General features: G+C 70.2%; 14 protein-coding genes. 5 read left to right on the forward strand and 9 right to left on the reverse strand.

Annotated features, from left to right (window positions below; genetic code table 11):
* The first annotated feature begins 4 nt into the window (after positions 1-4).
* A complete protein-coding gene (locus D7Y15_RS24380) occupies positions 5-1,708 on the forward strand; it encodes an ATP-binding protein (RefSeq protein ID WP_121754099.1) in 1,704 nt (567 codons plus the stop codon).
* 4 nt (positions 1,709-1,712) lie between these two features.
* On the opposite strand, the gene D7Y15_RS24385 is transcribed toward D7Y15_RS24380, so the two are convergent.
* The gene (locus D7Y15_RS24385; protein ID WP_199745982.1) at positions 1,713-2,678 is read right to left on the reverse strand and encodes a hypothetical protein; all 966 of its coding nucleotides are present in this window, start codon (positions 2,676-2,678) and stop codon (positions 1,713-1,715) included.
* Between the two features lie 149 nt (positions 2,679-2,827).
* Positions 2,828-5,179, reverse strand: coding sequence for an immune inhibitor A domain-containing protein (locus tag D7Y15_RS24390; RefSeq protein WP_121754100.1), 2,352 nt, complete (start codon positions 5,177-5,179; stop codon positions 2,828-2,830).
* Positions 5,180-5,380: 201 nt separating this feature from the next.
* On the opposite strand from D7Y15_RS24390, the gene D7Y15_RS24395 reads away from it, so the two are divergent.
* The 3 genes from D7Y15_RS24395 (at position 5,381) to D7Y15_RS24405 (ending at position 10,771) form a co-directional block, all read left to right on the forward strand.
* Positions 5,381-8,050: a phosphoenolpyruvate carboxylase gene (locus D7Y15_RS24395; RefSeq protein ID WP_121754101.1), complete on the forward strand. Its 2,670-nt coding sequence runs from the start codon at positions 5,381-5,383 to the stop codon at positions 8,048-8,050.
* 10 nt (positions 8,051-8,060) lie between these two features.
* Positions 8,061-8,783: a hypothetical protein gene (locus D7Y15_RS24400; RefSeq protein ID WP_120580241.1), complete on the forward strand. Its 723-nt coding sequence runs from the start codon at positions 8,061-8,063 to the stop codon at positions 8,781-8,783.
* A gap of 77 nt (positions 8,784-8,860) precedes the next feature.
* Complete coding sequence (locus D7Y15_RS24405) at positions 8,861-10,771, forward strand: CotH kinase family protein (protein WP_121754102.1); 1,911 nt, start codon at positions 8,861-8,863, stop codon at positions 10,769-10,771.
* Here the strand turns inward: D7Y15_RS24405 and D7Y15_RS24410 are convergent.
* The 4 genes from D7Y15_RS24410 to D7Y15_RS24425 form a co-directional block, all read right to left on the reverse strand.
* Positions 10,765-11,118, reverse strand: a complete 354-nt coding sequence (locus tag D7Y15_RS24410) for a DUF2845 domain-containing protein (RefSeq protein ID WP_121754103.1) — start codon at positions 11,116-11,118, stop codon at positions 10,765-10,767. The genes D7Y15_RS24405 and D7Y15_RS24410 overlap by 7 nt on opposite strands.
* A 99-nt stretch (positions 11,119-11,217) precedes the next feature.
* On the reverse strand, positions 11,218-11,571 hold the full coding sequence (locus tag D7Y15_RS24415; RefSeq protein ID WP_120580244.1) for a DUF2845 domain-containing protein: 354 nt from the start codon (positions 11,569-11,571) through the stop codon (positions 11,218-11,220).
* A gap of 100 nt (positions 11,572-11,671) precedes the next feature.
* Positions 11,672-12,949 carry an SGNH/GDSL hydrolase family protein gene (locus tag D7Y15_RS24420; RefSeq protein ID WP_121754107.1) on the reverse strand — a complete coding sequence of 426 codons (1,278 nt, stop codon included), beginning with the start codon at positions 12,947-12,949 and terminating at the stop codon, positions 11,672-11,674.
* A 216-nt stretch (positions 12,950-13,165) separates the two neighbouring features.
* Positions 13,166-14,059, reverse strand: coding sequence for a hypothetical protein (locus tag D7Y15_RS24425; RefSeq protein WP_233597379.1), 894 nt, complete (start codon positions 14,057-14,059; stop codon positions 13,166-13,168).
* Positions 14,060-14,186: 127 nt separating this feature from the next.
* Here D7Y15_RS24425 and D7Y15_RS24430 point away from each other — a divergent pair, with 127 nt between their 5' ends.
* Positions 14,187-14,543 (forward strand): TIGR02266 family protein, encoded by a 357-nt coding sequence (locus tag D7Y15_RS24430; RefSeq protein WP_121754104.1) that lies wholly within the window; start codon positions 14,187-14,189, stop codon positions 14,541-14,543.
* Positions 14,544-14,602: 59 nt separating this feature from the next.
* On the opposite strand, the gene D7Y15_RS24435 is transcribed toward D7Y15_RS24430, so the two are convergent.
* The 3 genes from D7Y15_RS24435 to D7Y15_RS24445 form a co-directional block, all read right to left on the reverse strand.
* A complete protein-coding gene (locus tag D7Y15_RS24435) occupies positions 14,603-15,097 on the reverse strand; it encodes a GNAT family N-acetyltransferase (protein WP_120580247.1) in 495 nt (164 codons plus the stop codon).
* A gap of 96 nt (positions 15,098-15,193) precedes the next feature.
* Positions 15,194-16,249 (reverse strand): alpha-ketoacid dehydrogenase subunit beta, encoded by a 1,056-nt coding sequence (locus D7Y15_RS24440; RefSeq protein ID WP_120580248.1) that lies wholly within the window; start codon positions 16,247-16,249, stop codon positions 15,194-15,196.
* A 2-nt stretch (positions 16,250-16,251) separates the two neighbouring features.
* The gene (locus tag D7Y15_RS24445; RefSeq protein ID WP_120580249.1) at positions 16,252-17,259 is read right to left on the reverse strand and encodes a thiamine pyrophosphate-dependent dehydrogenase E1 component subunit alpha; all 1,008 of its coding nucleotides are present in this window, start codon (positions 17,257-17,259) and stop codon (positions 16,252-16,254) included.
* Between the last annotated feature and the right edge of the window lie 222 nt (positions 17,260-17,481).

Genomic DNA, 17,481 nt, shown 5'->3' on the forward strand with positions numbered 1-17,481 from the left:
CGCGATGACGTCTCCCCTGCTGGACCCGAGCCGCGTCTCCACGCCTCCCGCCGGCGCCGAGGTCGCCCTGCGCGAGGAGCTGGCCCAACTGCGCCAGGAGACCGAGCGGCTCCGCCGGCTGCTGGAGACCGCGGCGCAGGTCACCTGGTCGACGAACCCCGCCAGGGATGCGCTGGCGCCCATCTCCCCGTCGTGGACGGCCTTCACCGGCCAGACGGCGGAGCAGATGCGCAACCAGGGGTGGCTCCTCGCCCTGCACCCGGATGACCGGGCCGGGGCCCTGGCGGCGTGGGAGCGGGCCAGGGCGGGGACGCAGCCCTTCGCCACTCGCTACCGGCTGCGCCGCGTGGACGGGGCTTACGTGTGGATGCTCGCGCGGGGCATGCCGGTGCTGGGGCCGGATGGCTCCGTGCACGAATGGGTGGGCACCTGCATCGACATCCAGGCGCAGGTCCTGGGTGAGGAGCGCGCCGCGTTCCTCGCGCGGGCCAGCGAGTTGTTCGCGTCGTCGCTGGATGCCTCCGCCACGCAGGAGTCGCTGGCGTCGCTGGCGAACCTGTCGGTGTCGGCGCTCGCGGACTGGTGCATCGTGGACGTGCTGCATTCGGACGGCCACTTCGAGCGCGTCCAGGTGGTGTCGGCCGACCCCTCCCAGGCGCCGCTCGCGGCAACCGTGCAGCGGCTGACGCCGGTGCCTCGGGAGCGGCCCGTCTATCCTCCCGCGGTGGCGCTGGCGACCGGCCGGTCCACCCTGGCGACGGAGGTCACGGACGCGGTGATGCAGTCCGTGGCGCAGGACGCGGAGCATCTGGAGACGATGCGGCGGGTGGGCATCCGTTCGCTGCTCACCGTGCCAATCATGGCCCGGGGCCACATCCTGGGCGCGCTGTCCTTCCTGGTCACCACCTCCAGCCGCCGGTATGGCGACGAGGACCTGCGGTTCGCCCAGGAGCTGGCGAACCTGGCCGGGCTCGCGGTGGACAACGCGCGGCTGCTCCAGGGCGCACGCGAGGCCATCCGCCTGCGCGACGAGTTCCTCTCTGTCGCGAGCCACGAGCTGAAGACGCCGCTGACGCCGCTGAGCCTGAAGCTCCAGGCGCTGTCGCGCGCGGTGAAGTCGCATCCGGACTCGCCGCTCGTGCCGATCATCGAAGCCCATGTGGAGACGGGGCACCGCCAGGTCCGCCGGCTCACGGAGCTGATGAATGACCTGCTGGACGTGTCGCGCATCAGCGCCGGCACCTTCCGCCTGCAGCGCGAGGAGGTGGACGTCGCGGAGGTGGTGCGCGAGGTGGCCGCGACGTTCGCGCCCAGGTTCGTCCTGGAGCACTGCGAGTTCCAGGTGGAAGCCCCGGAGTCGGTGCGCGGCTGCTTCGACCGGGTGCGGCTGGCGCAGGTGTTGGATCACCTGCTGGACAACGCCCTCAAGTACGGCCCCGGTACACCGGTGTCCGTGCGGCTCGTGGCGGATGGGCCCGTGGCGCGGCTCACGGTGCGCGACGGGGGCATCGGCATCTCGCCGGAGCAGCGGCCCCGCCTCTTCGAGCGCTACTGCCGCGCGGTGTCCGAGCGCCACTATGGCGGCCTGGGTTTGGGGCTCTACCTCACCCGCACCATCGTGGAGGCCGAGGGCGGGCGCGTGTCCCTGGACAGCCGCCTGGGCGAGGGCGCGACGTTCATGGTGGAGCTTCCGCTCACGAGCTCCTGAGCCGCTACGGCGCGCCCGTGCCGGGCGACTGGGGTGATGTCTGGAACATGCCCGCGAGGATGCGCTCGGCCGCGTCCGCGAGCAGATCCCTGGCCATGCGCGTCTCCTCGCCGAAGATGCCGCGTGACGTGTTCGCGTCCAGCACGTGCGTGGCGAGCAGCGCGAACGCCGCGGGCTCGTCGAACGTCGCCTCCGAGGTGAGCACGCGCTTGCCGGGCTGTTGATCCTCTTCGTGGAAGCGCCCCTCCCACGTGTCGCCCAGCGTGATGGAGAAGTACTGCGCGGCCACGTTGCCGGGCCGCGACATGTGCGAGGCGGCCACCACGGCGCGCAGTTGGTCGCGCTCCTCCGCGGTCATCTGGCGTTTCCACGCTTCGACCGAGGCGTGCATGGTGTCGATCTGATCCTTCGCCGCGTCCTCGGCGTTCTTCAGGAGGTCCGGCACCCGGGCGTGGATGAACGCGGAGAGCTCCGCCTGCGTCACCCGGTTCGCCGCCAGCACGCCGTCCACGAGCGCGAGCGACGCGTCGAGCAGGCGGTGCTGCCGCGCCAGGGCTTCGGCCGGAAGGCCTCTGTTGTCCAGGCTCATGCGCGAGGCGGTGATGAGCCGTCGCATCGTGGTGAGCCGCGTGCGCGTCTCTTCATCGAGCGCGTCCTTGCTGGCGAGCAGGACGTGGAGCGCGAGGGGCACGTGGGTGACGGCCTTGTACACGTGGTAGCGGCGCGTGCGCGCGGGCGCCTCGAAGCGCTGGCCGCGCATGCGCAGGATGAGCACGTCGTCGATCTGCGCGATGACGGGCCCCATGCGGGACAGCACGGCCTCACGGCGCGCGGCGTACGCGTCGCGGAACGCCTGGTTGAGCACGGAGAGCGGATCCGCGGACTCCAGCGCCACGGTTCGCGCGACTTCGGAGGGCGGCTCGGGAGGAGGGGAAGGGGACGCGGGACCGCCCACGGGGCACTCGGCCATGCGGGCACCGTAGCGTCCCCCGCGCGTCCGTCATCAACGGCCGCGCCCCGGGTGTCCGGATTCCTTCAACCCGAAAAGCGAAAGGCCGGCCCCGCATCGACGCGGGACCGGCCCTCCTTCACTGCTCAGCGGTGACGACGGTCAGAGGACTACTCGACCGGGCGCACCTGGACCTGCATCACGGTCTGGGCCGGGTTCGTCGACAGCACCTCGATGATCGTGCCCGTCTTCGGAACCTTCACGCCGCCGTACGGCTGCGTGGCGTACCAGAACTCGTTCGTGTCGTTGAACACCGGCACCGCAGGCTGTGAGGCGTACTCGTTGCGCGGGAAGCCGTTGGGCTTGAGCGACAGCGGGAAGCTGGGCTCCAGGCCGAACGTCGCGTCGTGCGTCTGCACGCGGCCGGACCAGTAGCGGCCGTCGCTGCGCTGCAGGGGCTGCGGGCGCGAGTCGATGGGCAGGATGCGGCCCGAACCCGGGTGCTGAGACACGTTGTTGTTCGACTGCGACGTGTCCCAGTAGGTGATCAGCAGGCCGGGGTTGTACGAGTAGCGCTCCGCCCAATCCACCAGGCCATCCGAGCTGAAGCCGAAGTTGTAGGGACCCGTGGCCAGACCCTCGTCGTAGCCGCGGAACTGGCGCCACTCGGCCAGGTAGTAGTTGTCGTAGAGGGTGTTGGTGCCGTCCGTCACGAAGAACGTCGACTTGTCCCACCACTTGTGGCCCCACTCACCGTCGTCACCAAAGACGTAGGTGTTCTTCGCCCACAGCTGCACGTAGTCCACCAGGAAGCCCTTGTTGAACTCCGCCGCGTCCGTCTTGTAGCGGATCTTCAGCGTGACGCTCTTGCCCGCGTAGGCGGACAGGTCGAACTCCAGGGGAATCCAACCACCGGACGTGCCGGTGATGCCGTTGCCCAGGTTGTTGCCCCACGGGTTCGTGGTGCGGCTCACCGGGCTGGCCAGGTTGGTGAACGGGCCACCGTCCACGGAGAGGGCGACGTAGGCGTAGTCCCAGTCCTCCTCGATGTCGAACCAGGTCTGGAAGGAGAAGGTGATGGGCTTCTTGTTCGGCAGCTTCACCGTCTTCTCGAGCACGCGGTCCAGGTTGTTGCCCTGGCCGCCCTGCCACATGCCCTGGCCCTCGAACGGGGCGGTGGTGGGCTGCACCACGGGCTTGCCGGGCAGCTTCACCACGAGCGCCTGCTTCGCGTTCTGGGACGTGACCTCCGCGGGGCCCAGGTTGTGGTACGAGTACAGGCCCGCATCCGTGGTGGCGTAGTCCAGCCAGCCCAGCTGCAGCTTGTCCCAGGCGAAGAAGTCACCCGGACGGCTGCCAATGTCCTTGGTGCCGTCGTTCAGGTACGAGCCGGACGACATGATGGTCCAGAAGCCCGTCCCGTTGTCCGCCGCGTTCGTCGTGTCGTAGTGGTCCGGCAGGCCCAGGTCGTGGCCGTACTCGTGCGCGAACACACCCAGACCGCCGTTCTCCGGCTGGATGGTGTAGTCGCCCACCCACTTGTCGATGCCCGTCCCGAAGCGCGTGCCGCCGTTCTGGTTGTACGCGGGGCCGATGCCGTCCGCGCTCGTGCCGTTGCTGTACGCGAACCAGCGGTGGCTCCACACGGCGTTGGGGCCCTGCGCGCCGCCGCCGACTTCCTCACCCATGCCGGCGTGGACGATCTGGAAGTGGTCGATGTAGCCGTCCGGCTCGTCGAAGTTGCCGTCGCCGTCGTAGTCGTACCGGTCCCACGTGTCGAACGTGTCCAGGTACGCCTTGATCTCCGCGGGCGTCTTGCCAGCGGCCAGCTGGGCGTTGGTCCACGCCTTGATGGCGTCGCTGACGAGCGGCCAGATGGAGTTGGAGCAGCTGGAGCTGCCGCAAAGGTTGTTGCCGTAGCGGGCGGCGTTGTACGGCACCTTCACCCACTCGGACACCGTGCCGGACACGGTGTAGCGGCCGGAGGACGCGGCCTTGTAGAAGTTCGCCACCGAGTCCGCGCCGGGCGTGGTGTCGAAGTAGAGCTTTTCGAAGTGCTCGCGGTTGTAGTCCGGCTGCCAGATGGTGGTGTTGTCCACCGTGCGGTCCGGGCCCGGAATCGCGTTGTGCAGCGGGCCGGGGATGTTGCCGCCCGGGTTGGTGGCGGGGTTGCCGAACACCGGGTGGATCTGCGTGCCGTACTCCACCAGGATGACGAAGATGCGGTCCGTGCGCTGCAGCTCCAGCTCCACGAACTTGCCGTTGGCCAGCTTCTGCACGCGGCCCGGCTGACCACGACCCTCCAGACGCATCTGCAGCGCCTGCGCCTTGAGCTCCTTCTGCTGCTCACCCAGACGGTGGGGCAGGTCGTCCGTGATGTCCTGGACAACCGCCTGGCGCAGCTTGGTGGACGGCGCGGCGACGTCGGGTTGCGGCTTCTCGTACCACGCGCGCTCCGCGTACGCCGTCGGCGCCGCGAGCGTCAGCAGGCCCAGGGCCAGCCAAGATGGGTTTTTCCGCATTGCCACTCCTTTGGGTCAGGTCAGACATCCCGGCGGGGTCCGGGAGTGCCCACTTTCTAGTGGAAGCCGCGACTCTTTGGGAAGACCGGGAGGTTGAATTTTTCCTGCAAGGACGGAGTGGGTCATCCGTCGGCTGGCGGTCGAAAATTCGAGAATGGGTAGGGGCGGTGGGGGGCCAAAGGACTACGGTTCCGGTCCGTTATGGCGCGTTCACGTCCCGTGGATCCCCCGCTGCGGCGGGATGTCCGGCTCTTGGGCCGGTTGTTGGGTGAGGTGTTGGTGGAACAGGAGGGGCAGGCCCTGTTCGACAAGGAGGAGGAGGTCCGCCACCTGGCCATCCAGCGGCGGCGGGGCCCGGTGGCCGGACGACGCGCCGCGGCGGCGGAGCTGGCGGCGGTGTTGCGGCGGCTGCCGTCGGATCAGGTGGAGCCGGTGCTGCGCGCCTTCTCCGTCTACTTCCAGCTGGTGAATCTGGCGGAGCAGCACCACCGCATCCGCCGCGCGCGGGCCCACGCGAGCCCCACCTCCACCCGGCCCCAGAAGGGGTCGCTGGAGTCGACGCTGCTGGCGCTGAAGGCCGCGGGCGTCAGCGCCGACAAGGTGCGTGAAACGCTGGGGACGCTGAAGGTGACGCTGACGTTCACCGCGCACCCGACCCAGGCGGTGCGCCGCACGCTCTTGGAGAAGCTCTACCGGCTGGCGCAGCTGTTGGAGGAGCGCGACCGGTGCACGCTCACCCCGCGCGAGTCCGCCGCGAACCTCACCGCCATGCGCGAGGAGATCACGGCGCTGTGGCAGACGGACGAGCTGCGCCGCGAGCGCCCCACCGTGGGCGACGAGGTGAAGAACGTCCACTGGTACGTGGAGGAGATGCTGGCGGAGCCGGTGGCCCGGCTGCCGGAGGCGCTGGACTGGGCCTTCGAGCGCGCCTACGGCGAGCCCCTGGGCGCGCTGGACACGCCCGTGCGCGTGCACTCGTGGGTGGGCGGCGACATGGACGGCAACCCGCTGGTGACGCCGGAGGTGTTCGCGGACACGCTGCGCGCGCACCGCGCCCGGGGCCTGCGGTTGCTCCTGCGCGACGTGGAGCTGCTGGGCGGGATGCTGTCCCAGTCGGAGCGGCACGCGCGCCCCACGCAGGAGTTGGAGCGCTCGCTGGAGGAGGACGCGAAGGCGCTGCCGGACGTGGCGAAGCAGCAGGGCCCGCGCACGCTGGGCGAGCCCTGGCGCCGCAAGCTGCGCTTCATGGAGGAGCGGCTTTCATTGGCGCTGGAGCACGTGCTGGCGCGGCGGCAGGGGCGGGAGTCCACGCTGCGGGCCGAGGCCTACCGTTCGCCGGAGGCGCTGGGGGATGACCTGGCGGTGCTGGAGCGGTCGCTCTTCGCGGCGCGCGCGGAGCACGCGGGCCTGCGCGAGGTGCGCCGCATGTCCGAGCGCGTCCGTGCGCTGGGCCTGGGCCTGGGCGAGTTGGAGGTGCGCGCCCCCGCGGAGGACGCGGTGAGCGCGGCGGCGTCCTTCAACGGCGGGCCGGCCCCCACCGAAGGCGGCAAGCGGCTGCTGGAGGTGCTGGCGAAGCTGCGCGAGGGCCAGGACGAGGGCGGCGAGTCCGTGTGCCGCACGCTCATCCTCTCCATGGCCTCCACCGCGGACGACGTGCTGGCGGCCTTCCAGTGCCTGAAGCACGCGGGGCTCTGGGACCCGAAGCTCCAGTGCGCCACCGTGGACGTGGCGCCGCTCTTCGAGCAGCTGGGCGCGCTGGACGGCGGCCCGGACGTGCTGCGCCAGCTCTTCGCGCATCCGGAGTACCGCCAGCACCTGAAGGGCCGTGGGGTGCAGGAGGTGATGGTGGGCTACAGCGACTCCGGCAAGGAGGTGGGCCTGCTCGCCGCGAGCGCCGCGCTGTACCGCGCCCAGGTGGCGCTCACGCAGGTGGCGGACGAGAACGACGTGCCCCTGCGCCTGTTCCACGGCCGAGGGGAGACGGTGGCGCGCGGCGGCGGCCCCGCCCAGACGGCCATCCTCGCGCTGCCGCCGGGCACGGTGGCCGGCGCCTACAAGGCCACCGAACAGGGCGAGGCGATGGACCACAAGTACGCGCGCCCGGAGCTCACCCAGCGCACGCTGGAGCTGGTGGTGGGCGGCGTGCTGCTGCACACGCTGGACGCGCAGCCGCGCCCGTCCCCGGAGGATGAGTCCGCCTTCCGCGCCGCCTTCGACGCGCTGGCGGAGTCCGGCCGCAAGGCGTACCGCGGGCTCGTCTGGGAGGACCCGGGCTTCGTGGAGTTCTTCATGAAGGGCACGCCGGTGGATGAGATTTCCGCGCTGCCCATCGGCTCGCGCCCCAGCAAGCGCAAGGCGGGCGGGCTGGACACGCTGCGCGCCATCCCCTGGAGCTTCGCGTGGACGCAGACGCGCGCCATCCTCCCGGCCTGGTACGGCGTGGGCAGCGCGCTGGAGGAATACGCGGCCACGCCGGAGGGCGCGGCGCTCCTGCAGCGCATGTACAAGGAATGGCCCTTCTTCCGCACGGTCATCGACAACGTGACCATGGTGCTGGCCAAGACGGACATGGCCATCGCGGCGCGGTACGCGAAGCTGGCGCCCGCGTCCACGCGGCCCCTGTGGCTGCGCATCCAGCAGGAGCACTCCCGCACGCGCCGCGCGGTGAAGTCGCTCACGGGCGAGGCGAAGCTGCTGGACAACAACCCGCAGCTGCAGCGGAGCATCGCGCTGCGCAACCCCTACGTGGACCCCATGTCCTTCCTCCAGGTGGAGCTGCTCAAGCGCAAGCGGGACGGGGACGCGGAGTGCGACCGGCCGCTCCTCCTGGCGCTCAACGGCATCGCTGCGGGCATGCGGAACACCGGTTAGAGAAGAGACCATGGCCCAGGACACGTTCGTCGTGGAGGAGATCAACCCCAAGCACGGCTTCGCGCGCGTGCGCCCGGAAGAGGGGACGGGGTTGCTGCACACCGCCCTCTATCCGGATCCGGAGTTCACCCAGGCTCCGCCCTTCCAGCTGCGCAAGGGGGACCGGGTGACGGGCCTTCGCCGGGGGGAGACGGTGTCGGAGGTGTCCTGGCTCACGCGCGTGGAGCCGCCCTGGGAGGAGGTGGAGCGCGTGGCGGAGTTGCTCGCGCTGCTGGAGCGCTGGGAGATCCGCATCCCCCACGAGGCCCGCGTCCTGGCCGAGCACGCCTGGCGCGACAGCAAGGACAACCCGCTGCGCGACGAGCTCCAGGCGCAGCTGCCCACCTTCTTCGACCTGGAGGGCGCCCACCCCTTCGAGGACCCGACGCTGCTGGAGCGCCTGTCCGCCGCCATGCAGCCGTACCTGCCGGGGTTCGTCATCCAGCCGGTGCAGGGCCAGCCCGCGGTGCGCGTGGAGCCCGGCGCCGTGGAGGTCCAGGCCGGCGTGGGGAGCTGGGACGTGCCCCAGCCCACCTTCGTCCCGATGATCGCGGAGGTGAACGCGCGGCTCGCCGCCGCCGGGGCCCCCGTGCGCTGGGTGCCCACGCGCGAGGACTGGATGCTCGCGCCGCCCGCGCTGGCCGCGCTCCTCCAGAAGCACGGCCTGCTCGAAGCCACCGCGCCCCCCGCTTGAGGGTGGGGGCTCCCGCCGCGCTGTGTCATAGGGCGGTGTGAGGTCAAAGCATTGTCTGCTACAGGACGGAGGCCCTCATGCGTCTCCGTCACTTCGCGTCCTTCGTCCTGGGTCTCCTCCTCCTCGCCGGGGCCGGCTGTGAGCCCGCCCCCGAGCGGCGGCTGAATGAGGCCGAGCTTCCACCGCCCTCCGGGCCTCGCGTCACCATCGACGGGCACGAACCGGACACGCACCGGCTGTTCGGCGCGGTGGCGAGCGACGCCGGGCCGTCACGGGTGCAGGTGTACGAGGACGGGCGCTTCCTGGGCCATGCCGACATCGACAGTGGCCGTTGGAGCCTGCCCTGGTGGCCGGGCCGGCGCGCGCTGTCGCTGGAGGTGGTGGCGCGCGACAGGCAGGGGGCCGAGGCGCGGGCCCGCGTCGACTTCCAGCACCTGACGTTCGACGCACGGCCCGGGCTCTATCAACCGGAGACGCTGCTGGCGTTGCCCACGGCCCAGGGGTTGCGGACGTACTTCACGCGGGACGGCTCCACGCCCACGCCCGAGTCGTCGCGCTACACGGCCCCCATCGCGCTGCTGGCGCGCTCCACGCCTCCGGCGCGGTGGTCCTTCGTTCCCACGACGCCGCTGGATGCCCCGGAAGTCCTGCGGTGGGTCGCGCCGCTGGAGGAGCCGCCCCAGGTCGCGGTGGTGCGCTACCGGCAGTTCGCGGGCGCGGAGCCGGTGGGCCCGGTCCGCACGCGCACGTTCGTCATTGGCCGGGCGCCGTACACGCTGCCGGTGCTGTCGCTCGTCACCGACGCGGCGAACTTCTTCGACCCGGAGACGGGCATCTACGTCCCCGGCCTCGCCGCCGAGGCCCGGCCTGATGATCCGCTCGCGGCCAACTACATGCAGAACGGCAAGGAGTGGGAGCGCCCCGTCCACGTGGAGTGGTTCGAAACCTCCGGCCAGCGCGTGTTCGCCCAGGACGCGGGCGTGCGCATCCACGGTTCTGGCAGCGCGGCGTTTCCGCAGAAGAGCCTGCGGCTGTACGCGAAGGAGGACTATGGCCCGAAGACGTTCGCGGGGCCGGTGTTCCCCGGCTCCCCGGTGACGGAGTTCACCCGGCTGATCGCGCGCACGTCCGGACAGGACCAGGGCGTCACCAAGCTGCGTGACTGCATGCTTCAGGGCCTGCTGGCCGAGACGCGGCTCGCGATCCAGGCCTGCCGTCCCACGCTCGTGTTCCTCAATGGCGAGTACTGGGGCCTGCACGAGCTGCGCGAGCGCCTGGACGAGTACTACCTGGCGTCACACTACGGCGTGGACCGGAAGAAGGCGGTCATCCTGGAGAACGCCGGGGTCCTGGACGTGGGGGAGGAGGGAGACGAGCAGCCCTATCAGGAGCTCATCGACTACGTGGCGACGCACGACCTGTCGGTGCCGGAGCACTCCGCCTGGGTGCGCGCGCGGATGGACGTGGAGGACTTCATCGAATACCAGGTCGCGCAGCTCTACCTGGGCAACTCGGACTGGCCGCAGAACAACGTGAAGTTCTGGCGGCTGCGCACGAAGAAGCTGGAGCCGGGCGCGGCCCTTGGACACGACGGCCGTTGGCGCTGGCTCGTGTACGACCTGGACGCCGCCCTGTTCCACGGTCCGGACCACGACAGCCTGGGGCGCGTGTTGGACGAGACGTCGGATGCGGGGGCCTGGTCCACGCTGCTCTTGAGGGGCCTGCTCCAGTCGCCGGAGTTCAAGGCCCGCTTCATCGAGCGCTTCCTCTGGCACATCGAGCACACCTTCGCCGAGGAGCGGGTGACGGCGGCCCTGGACGCGGCGGCGGAGGCGCTCGAGCTGGAGATGCCCGACCAGGTGGCGCGCTGGAGCCAGCCGGCCTCCATGGAGGGCTGGCGCGAGAACCTCCTGTTCTTCCGGTCAGCGCTGATCCGGCGGCCGGAGATCATGCGCCAACAGCTGGAGCAGTACCTGGGGCCTCAGTAGCCGTAGGAACCGCTGCGCACGTCCACCAGCCGGCCGTCACGGAAAATGGCCACCTGGAGCAACCGGTGGGGCCCGAAGTTGTAGGTCCACTCCTCCACGGTCGTGGAGGTCGTGACCTCCGTGGAGGCCTCCCCGTAGCGCGTCTCACCCCGCGCCCCTTCCTTGACCTTGTGGGTCACGTACTCCGTCTTGCTCTGCTTCGTCGCGGGCTGCCCACACTTGGCCAGCGCGTCCAACTGCGAAGCTCCTTCCGACACGATCTTGTTGTCACAGCGCAGCGCGGACGCGTGGACGAGGGAGGGCAGGGCGAGGCCGGCGAGGACGAGGGCGGCGGGAAGGGCGCGCATGGGGGACGCTCCGAGGAGGAGAAAAGGCAGGGAACACGGCCTGGACGTGGCGGACCCGAAGCTATTCAACCGCCAAGACCAGATCGCGCGGCGCTGGACTCAGTAGCCGTAGCCGCCGCTGCGCACGTCCACCAGCAGGCCGTCGCGGAAGATGGCCACCTGCAACAGCCGGTTGGGCCCGAAGTTGTAGGTCCACTCCTCCACGGAGGTCGAGGTCGAGAACTCCGTGGAGGAGTCCCCGCGGCGCGACCCGTCCCGCCTGCCTTCCCGGGACTTGTTGGTCACGCGCTCGCGCTTGGTCTCGGTCGACACGGGCTGGCCGCACTTCGCCACCGCGTCCGCCTGCGACGCCCCCTCCGACACGAGCTTGTTGCCACACCGCAGCGACGCCGCGTGGGCGAGCGAGGGCAGGGCGAGGCAGGCGACGACGAGGGCGGTGGGAAGCGCGCGCATGGGGGAAAGCTCCGGGAGTTGTGAAAGACGGGAACACCGCCTGGACGCAACGGCCGCGAACCTATTCAAACCCTCCGTGCGGTTTCCAGCCGGGCAGGCGCTACAGACCGCCCTTCGCCTTGAGGGTCCGCGCCGCCTCGTCCGCCATGACCCGGTGGCCTTCCACGGACGGGTGGATGCCGTCCACCTCCAGCCCGTCGATGAAGAGGTCCACGTTGCCCGGCTGCCGCGTCACGGCCTCCAGGTCGATGATCTGCGCGCGCGTCAGGGAGCGCAGCCACGCGTTGAACTCGTGGCGCTGGGCCTTCATCAGCTCGAAGTCACCGCCGTCCGCGCCCATCTTCTCCTTGGGCAGCAGCGTGCTGACCCACAGCTTGCACATGGGCTGGAGCTGATCCAGCAGCTGCGTCATGCGCTGCTGCAGCTTCGGCACCGTCATGCCCTCCGCGGCCAGGTCATTGACGCCCAGCAGGACGACGCAGTCGGTGACACCCTGCAGGGAGAGCACCTCTTGCGGCAGCTGGAGGTTCGCGTCCCAGAACCCCTGCCCGGACGCGCCCGAGTTCACCACCGGCACCCCGAGCTGCTTCTCCACCCGGGACGGCCACGCGTTGCGCGTGTCGTTCCACGTGCCCGTGTAGCCCTCGGTGATGCTGTCTCCAATGGCGACGAAGGCCCGGCCCGGCGCTCCTTCCACGTCCACCGTCGCAACGCCCGTGGCGTACTCCCAGGTCTGGCCGCCCAGCGCGCCCTGCGTCGTCGCGAAGGCGCCGGTCCTCATCCAGCTGTCCGGGAACGCCTGGATGCGGCTCTTGCCCAGCGCGCCCTTCACCTCGAAGGAGATGGCCACCTCGTCTCGGAAGCCCACCGGGAAGGCGATGGGATCCGACGTCACCAGCGTGCGCGTGCCCGTGGTGAAGCCCGCTTGTCCGCCGAAGGTGAGCGCCACCGGCGCGGAACCCAGCGCGCCATTGGCGCCGGCCTTCGCCACCGTGGCCCGCTGCAGCGTCAGGCTGCCGTCGCCGGAGCGGAAGGTGACGCGCACGCGGCTGCCCGCGCGCCCCAGGGGCACCTTGATCCGGTACGTGGTGAAGCTCCCCACGGAGACGGATTCGCGCAGCGACTGATGGAAGGCGGGCTGGAACTGCGTGGGCAGGGGCGCCACGGGCGGAGTGGCCTGCACCTGGTGTCCGTCGTGCAGCGTCAGCGTGGGGGCGGCCTCCACGGACTCCGTGGCGGCGGGCGCGTTCACTTCCGCGTCCGTGCGGCCCGGCCCGGAGGACTCCTCGGGCGAGCGGCCGTCATCCATGCCTCCACACCCCACCAGCACGCTCAGGGCACCGAAACACCCCCAGCGCAGCGCCATCCTCAGACCCATGCCCACGACCTCCCGGCGCAAGACAATGTGCACGATGTGCCCGCGTGGCGACCCGGGGATTCATGGCGCGAGCCAATCGCCACGGACCGTGAACTTCCAACAGCCGGGCACGGACGGCGCAGGACTTCCCCCACGAGGTGGCGGGCCGGGCCCCTGGCGGACCCGCGCGCTCGCCACCCCGGGTGGGGACGCTTCCTTCCGTGGGCAATCCGCTGCCTACGGGACGCAGGCCCCCACGTCGCCGTTGTTGTTGTTGATGGCCCGGCAGGTCGCGCCGTTCGCACACCCCGGTGAGCCCGCGGGCAGGCGGCACAGCGCCCGGCACGTGCCGCTGCCGCCGGTCATCACGCAGGTGCTGCTTTGTGAACACTGGTTGCTGAACTCGCACGCGGCGCCTTCCGGCAGCGAACCCTGGCCCGCGCACACCGCGCCGTTGGCGGCCGGGTAGCAGGCCAGCGGGCTCTCGCAGTCTTGCGCGAACGGATCGCACCGCGCGGACGCGGGGCCACACACCAGCGGCAGCTCTCGCGTGCCGTTCAGCCGCAGCACGGTGTTGCACTCGCCGGAGCCACAGTCGGACGGCGCGTGGCACAGCTTGCGGCAGAAGAAGCCCGTGCCGCCGTCGTCCTGCGACTCGTCCTTGCAGTACAGGCCCGCGGCGCACGTGTCATACGTCTGGCCCGGAGGCGACTCGGCCAGCGTGCACGGCGCGCCCTCCGTGGAGGTGCCCGCGGCGACGCACTGGCGCGCGGTGGTGCCTCCGTCCGTTCCCACGTAGGTGCACCGCTGTCCGGACGGACAGTCCTGGCGAACCACGTCGCACGCGGCCGCGAAGCACTGACTGCCCGTGCCGCCATCCGCCAGGTCCGAGTAGAGACAGCTCTGGCCCGCGGCACAGCCCTCCTGCTTCGCCACGTTGCACGCGAAGTCGGAGCCTCCACCGCCGCCGCCATCGCCAGCATCGACAGTCCCGGAATCTCCGCCATCGGTCCCGGAATCCAGGGACGTGCCCCCATCCGTTGGCGGGCGGACAGTTTCTCCGTCATCGCAGCCCGCCACCCACAGCCCCAACATCAGGGCTCCACCCAACAACACGAGACGTGCACTCATCCGGAAACTCCTGGCTTCGAAGTAGCCTGGGACTTACACGAGCCATTCCGTAGTCCGTGGGCCCTTGAACCGGGCCTGGAAACCAGCCGACACTTCCGGTCCGAGAACCGAGGGGGTCAGGGTGCGCATGAACACGAAGTTGGATGGGCCGGTGGAGCCAGACCCGTACATGAACCGTCGCGCCGAGGAGCGCGTGGCGGCGCGGTTCGAAGTGCGCTTCGAGCAGATGGAGGACGCGGCGCGCGCGCTGCGGGCCTACTCGCTGAATGTGTCCGCCGGCGGTCTGTGCCTGCGCACGCGCAAGTCCTACGACGTGGGCGCGCAGGTGCGGCTGGCCATGGTCATCGACGGGGAGGACTTCCACCTCACCGGCGTCGTCGCCTGGGTGCGCGACGAGGCGGAGGCCATCGGCGTGCGCTTCATCGACGTGAGCGAAGAGGACCACGAGCGCCTGCGCCGCGTCATCGCGAGCTTCAAGCGCTGAAACGCTTCACTCCGCGAAGGAGCCCGGCCAGGACGCCGGGCCCTCGCGGACGCTTCCCGCTACCGCTGGGGCTGCTCGTACTCCGCGTGGCGGAACACCCCGGAGTCACCTTCCACGTAGCCGCACGCCCGGTAGAAGGCGCGCGTCTCCTCGGTGACGTTGATGGGGGCGATGAGCTGCAACTGCTTCACGCTCAGCACCTTGCCCCGTTGGGCCACCTGCGCGAGCAGCGCGCGGCCCACGCCCCGGCGGCGCCAGCCTTCGGACACCACCAGCTCGTCCACGGTGGCCACCCGCCCGCGCAGCCGCAGCTGCGGCCGGTGGGAGAAGGACACCATTCCCACCGCGCGGTCCTGGGGGTCTCCCGCGACGAAGATTTCAATCTCCGGATGGCTGATGACCCAGTGCACCGTCTGCTGATCGGTGCCCTGGGGGTAGCCCAGCTCGCGCAGCAGCTGGGCCATGACCTCGGCGTCACCGCGACGCGCGCGGCGGATGCGGAAGGCGTTGGCGTCTGGGGCGGGGGTCATGGTGCGGACGATGGGCTGGGACACGGAAGTTGGGATTCTAACGACTGGGCCGCCGGCCTCCAAAGAGGAACGGCGGCCCGGATGTCTTTCTGCGGTGTAGGCGGAAACCCGGGCCAGCGCCTACGGCTGCTCGCGGCAGAGGTTGCGCAGGGCGGTGGTGACGTCGTTCTGCTGCGGCACGGACGCCATCTCCAGCGCGTCCGCCAGGCCGATGCCCGGGACGAACTTGCCGGCGACCAGCCGGGGCGGCGCGAGCAGCGAGTAGAACAGCTCCTCCACGGTGCGCCGGACCAGGTGCTCGCCGAAGTTGGTGACCTCCGTGTCCTCGTTGACGAAGAGCACGCGGCCCGTCTTCTGGACGGAGGCCTTGATCATCTCCCAGTCGTACGGCCAGAGCGAGCGCAGGTCGATGACCTCCACGCTCAGGCCCTCTTCTTCCAACTGGGCGGCGGCCTTGATGCACAGGGGCATGGTGCGGCCGTAGCTGATGACCGTGGCCTGGGTGCCCTCGCGCACGAGCTTGCCCTTGCCAATGGGGATGGCGAACGCCTCCACCAGGGGCCACTGGGGCTTCCACTGCGAGCGGTCACCCAGGGGCGCGTCGATCATCTTCGACAGCGCGCGGTCGTCGTCGGGCTCGCCCGGGATGCGCTCGTCGCCCTTCACGCGCAGGAGCGCCTTGGGCTCCAGGAACATGACGGGGTTGGGCTCCTGGCACGCGGAGATGAGCAGGCCGTACGCGTCCAGTGGCGTGGAGGGCATGACGACCTTCCAGCCGGGGATGTGCGTCATCGTCGCGTCGAAGGAATGCGAGTGGTACAGCGACCCGCGGATGCCGCTGCCCACGGGCGTGCGCACCACCATGGGCACGGACCAGTCACCGTTCGTGGACCAGTGCGTGTTGCCCACGAGCTTGAGCAGGTCGATGGTGTTGTAGATGTAGTCGCAGAACTGGATCTCCGCGACGGGGCGGTGGCCCGCCATCGCCAGGCCCATGGCCGCGCCGATGATGCCGCGCTCGTCCAGGGGGCTGTTCCACGCCGTCTTCAGGCCCTGCGTGCAGGTGAAGACGCCGCCCAGCGGGGCACCCACGTCCTCGCCGAAGATGTCGGTGACGCCCAGGTTCTCTTCCGCGTAGTGCAGGGCCATGCGGATGGCCTGTGCCATGTTCGCCATGGTTATTTCTTCTCCGCGTAGATGTGTTCCCAGATGGAGTCGCCAGAGGGCTGCGGCTCGTCGCGAACGGTGCGCGCCGCGGCGGCCAGCTCCTCTGAATACCGGGTGCGTGCCTCGTCCATCTGCTCGCGGTTGAGGACGCCTTCCTGCTCCAGCCGCGCCTCGAACAGGCGCAGGCAGTCCTGCTCCTCGTTCACGAAGTTGGCGCCGGACGCGGACGAGTGCCCGTACAGGCGGGACACGCGAGCCTCGATGAAGAAGGGCTTGCGCTCCTTGCGCACGTACTCCATCGCGGCCTGGATCTCCTGGTAGGACTCCACCGGATCATTGCCGTTGATGGTCTTCGCCTGGATGTTGAAGGCGCGCGCGCGGTCGCTGATGTTCGTCTCGCCGTGCTGGCCGTCCGAAGTGGTGCTGATGCCCCACTTGTTGTTGGTGACGATGATCAGGATGGGCAGCGGGTTGGCCGGACGGCTGCTCCAGATGAGGCAGCTGGCGAAATCGCCCTCGGCCGTGCCCGCGTCGCCGCCGGTGACGATGGTGATGCCGTCGCCGCCGTGGCGCTTCTGGGCCATGGCCGTGCCCGGCGCGACGGCGTACTGCACCTCGATGGGGGAGGTGACGGGCGCGATGTTCTTCGAGCGCCGGCTGAAGTGGCCCGCGAAGTTGCGGCCGCCGGAGTAGGGGTCCGTGGCCGTGTTCTTCATCTGCCGCAGCGCCCCGATGGGCTCCTCGCCCATGGCGAGCAGCGTCGCGGACTGACGGTAGTGCGCGTGCAGGTAGTCGTAGGCCGGGCCCTCGCCGACCTTCATCAGCATGCCCAGGGGGACGTTGAACGCCTCCTCACCGGGGCCGCCGATCCAGAAGTAGCCGTGGCCCTGCTTGTACATCTGGATCAGGCGCTCCTCCAGGACGCGCGCCTTCACCATCAGGTCATGGATGCGAATGAGCTGCTCTCGGGGCAGGGAGAGCGGCGCGGAGTTCTCTTTGATCAACCGGGGCCGAGACACGGGCGGACGACCTCGAAGGGGAAAGAAAGGGACGCCCCTATACTCCGAACGCGGCCTCCCGACTCAAGGACCCTGATGTCACGGGTGTTCGCCAGCACCTTTCTGCCCCCGGGTGGCGCGACGCGGCAATGAGCGGAACTCATCCATGCCCTCGTGACGTGCTGCTTCCAGGAGGCGGTTGGACGCTCCCGGTCCGGGCTGATCGCACGGCCGTTGGGGGGG

The organism is Corallococcus sp. AB030, assembly GCF_003668965.1.
GTDB lineage: Bacteria > Myxococcota > Myxococcia > Myxococcales > Myxococcaceae > Corallococcus > Corallococcus exiguus.

What these genes read in the sequence shown, in the direction of transcription:
- D7Y15_RS24380 (WP_121754099.1), top strand. Translation starts at nt 5, where the DNA reads ATGACGTCTCCCCTGCTGGACCCGAGCCGCGTCTCCACGCCTCCCGCC.
- D7Y15_RS24385 (WP_199745982.1), bottom strand. Translation starts at nt 2,678, where the DNA reads ATGGCCGAGTGCCCCGTGGGCGGTCCCGCGTCCCCTTCCCCTCCTCCC.
- D7Y15_RS24390 (WP_121754100.1), bottom strand. Translation starts at nt 5,179, where the DNA reads ATGCGGAAAAACCCATCTTGGCTGGCCCTGGGCCTGCTGACGCTCGCG.
- D7Y15_RS24395 (WP_121754101.1), top strand. Translation starts at nt 5,381, where the DNA reads ATGGCGCGTTCACGTCCCGTGGATCCCCCGCTGCGGCGGGATGTCCGG.
- D7Y15_RS24400 (WP_120580241.1), top strand. Translation starts at nt 8,061, where the DNA reads ATGGCCCAGGACACGTTCGTCGTGGAGGAGATCAACCCCAAGCACGGC.
- D7Y15_RS24405 (WP_121754102.1), top strand. Translation starts at nt 8,861, where the DNA reads ATGCGTCTCCGTCACTTCGCGTCCTTCGTCCTGGGTCTCCTCCTCCTC.
- D7Y15_RS24410 (WP_121754103.1), bottom strand. Translation starts at nt 11,118, where the DNA reads ATGCGCGCCCTTCCCGCCGCCCTCGTCCTCGCCGGCCTCGCCCTGCCC.
- D7Y15_RS24415 (WP_120580244.1), bottom strand. Translation starts at nt 11,571, where the DNA reads ATGCGCGCGCTTCCCACCGCCCTCGTCGTCGCCTGCCTCGCCCTGCCC.
- D7Y15_RS24420 (WP_121754107.1), bottom strand. Translation starts at nt 12,949, where the DNA reads ATGGGTCTGAGGATGGCGCTGCGCTGGGGGTGTTTCGGTGCCCTGAGC.
- D7Y15_RS24425 (WP_233597379.1), bottom strand. Translation starts at nt 14,059, where the DNA reads ATGAGTGCACGTCTCGTGTTGTTGGGTGGAGCCCTGATGTTGGGGCTG.
- D7Y15_RS24430 (WP_121754104.1), top strand. Translation starts at nt 14,187, where the DNA reads ATGAACACGAAGTTGGATGGGCCGGTGGAGCCAGACCCGTACATGAAC.
- D7Y15_RS24440 (WP_120580248.1), bottom strand. Translation starts at nt 16,249, where the DNA reads ATGGCGAACATGGCACAGGCCATCCGCATGGCCCTGCACTACGCGGAA.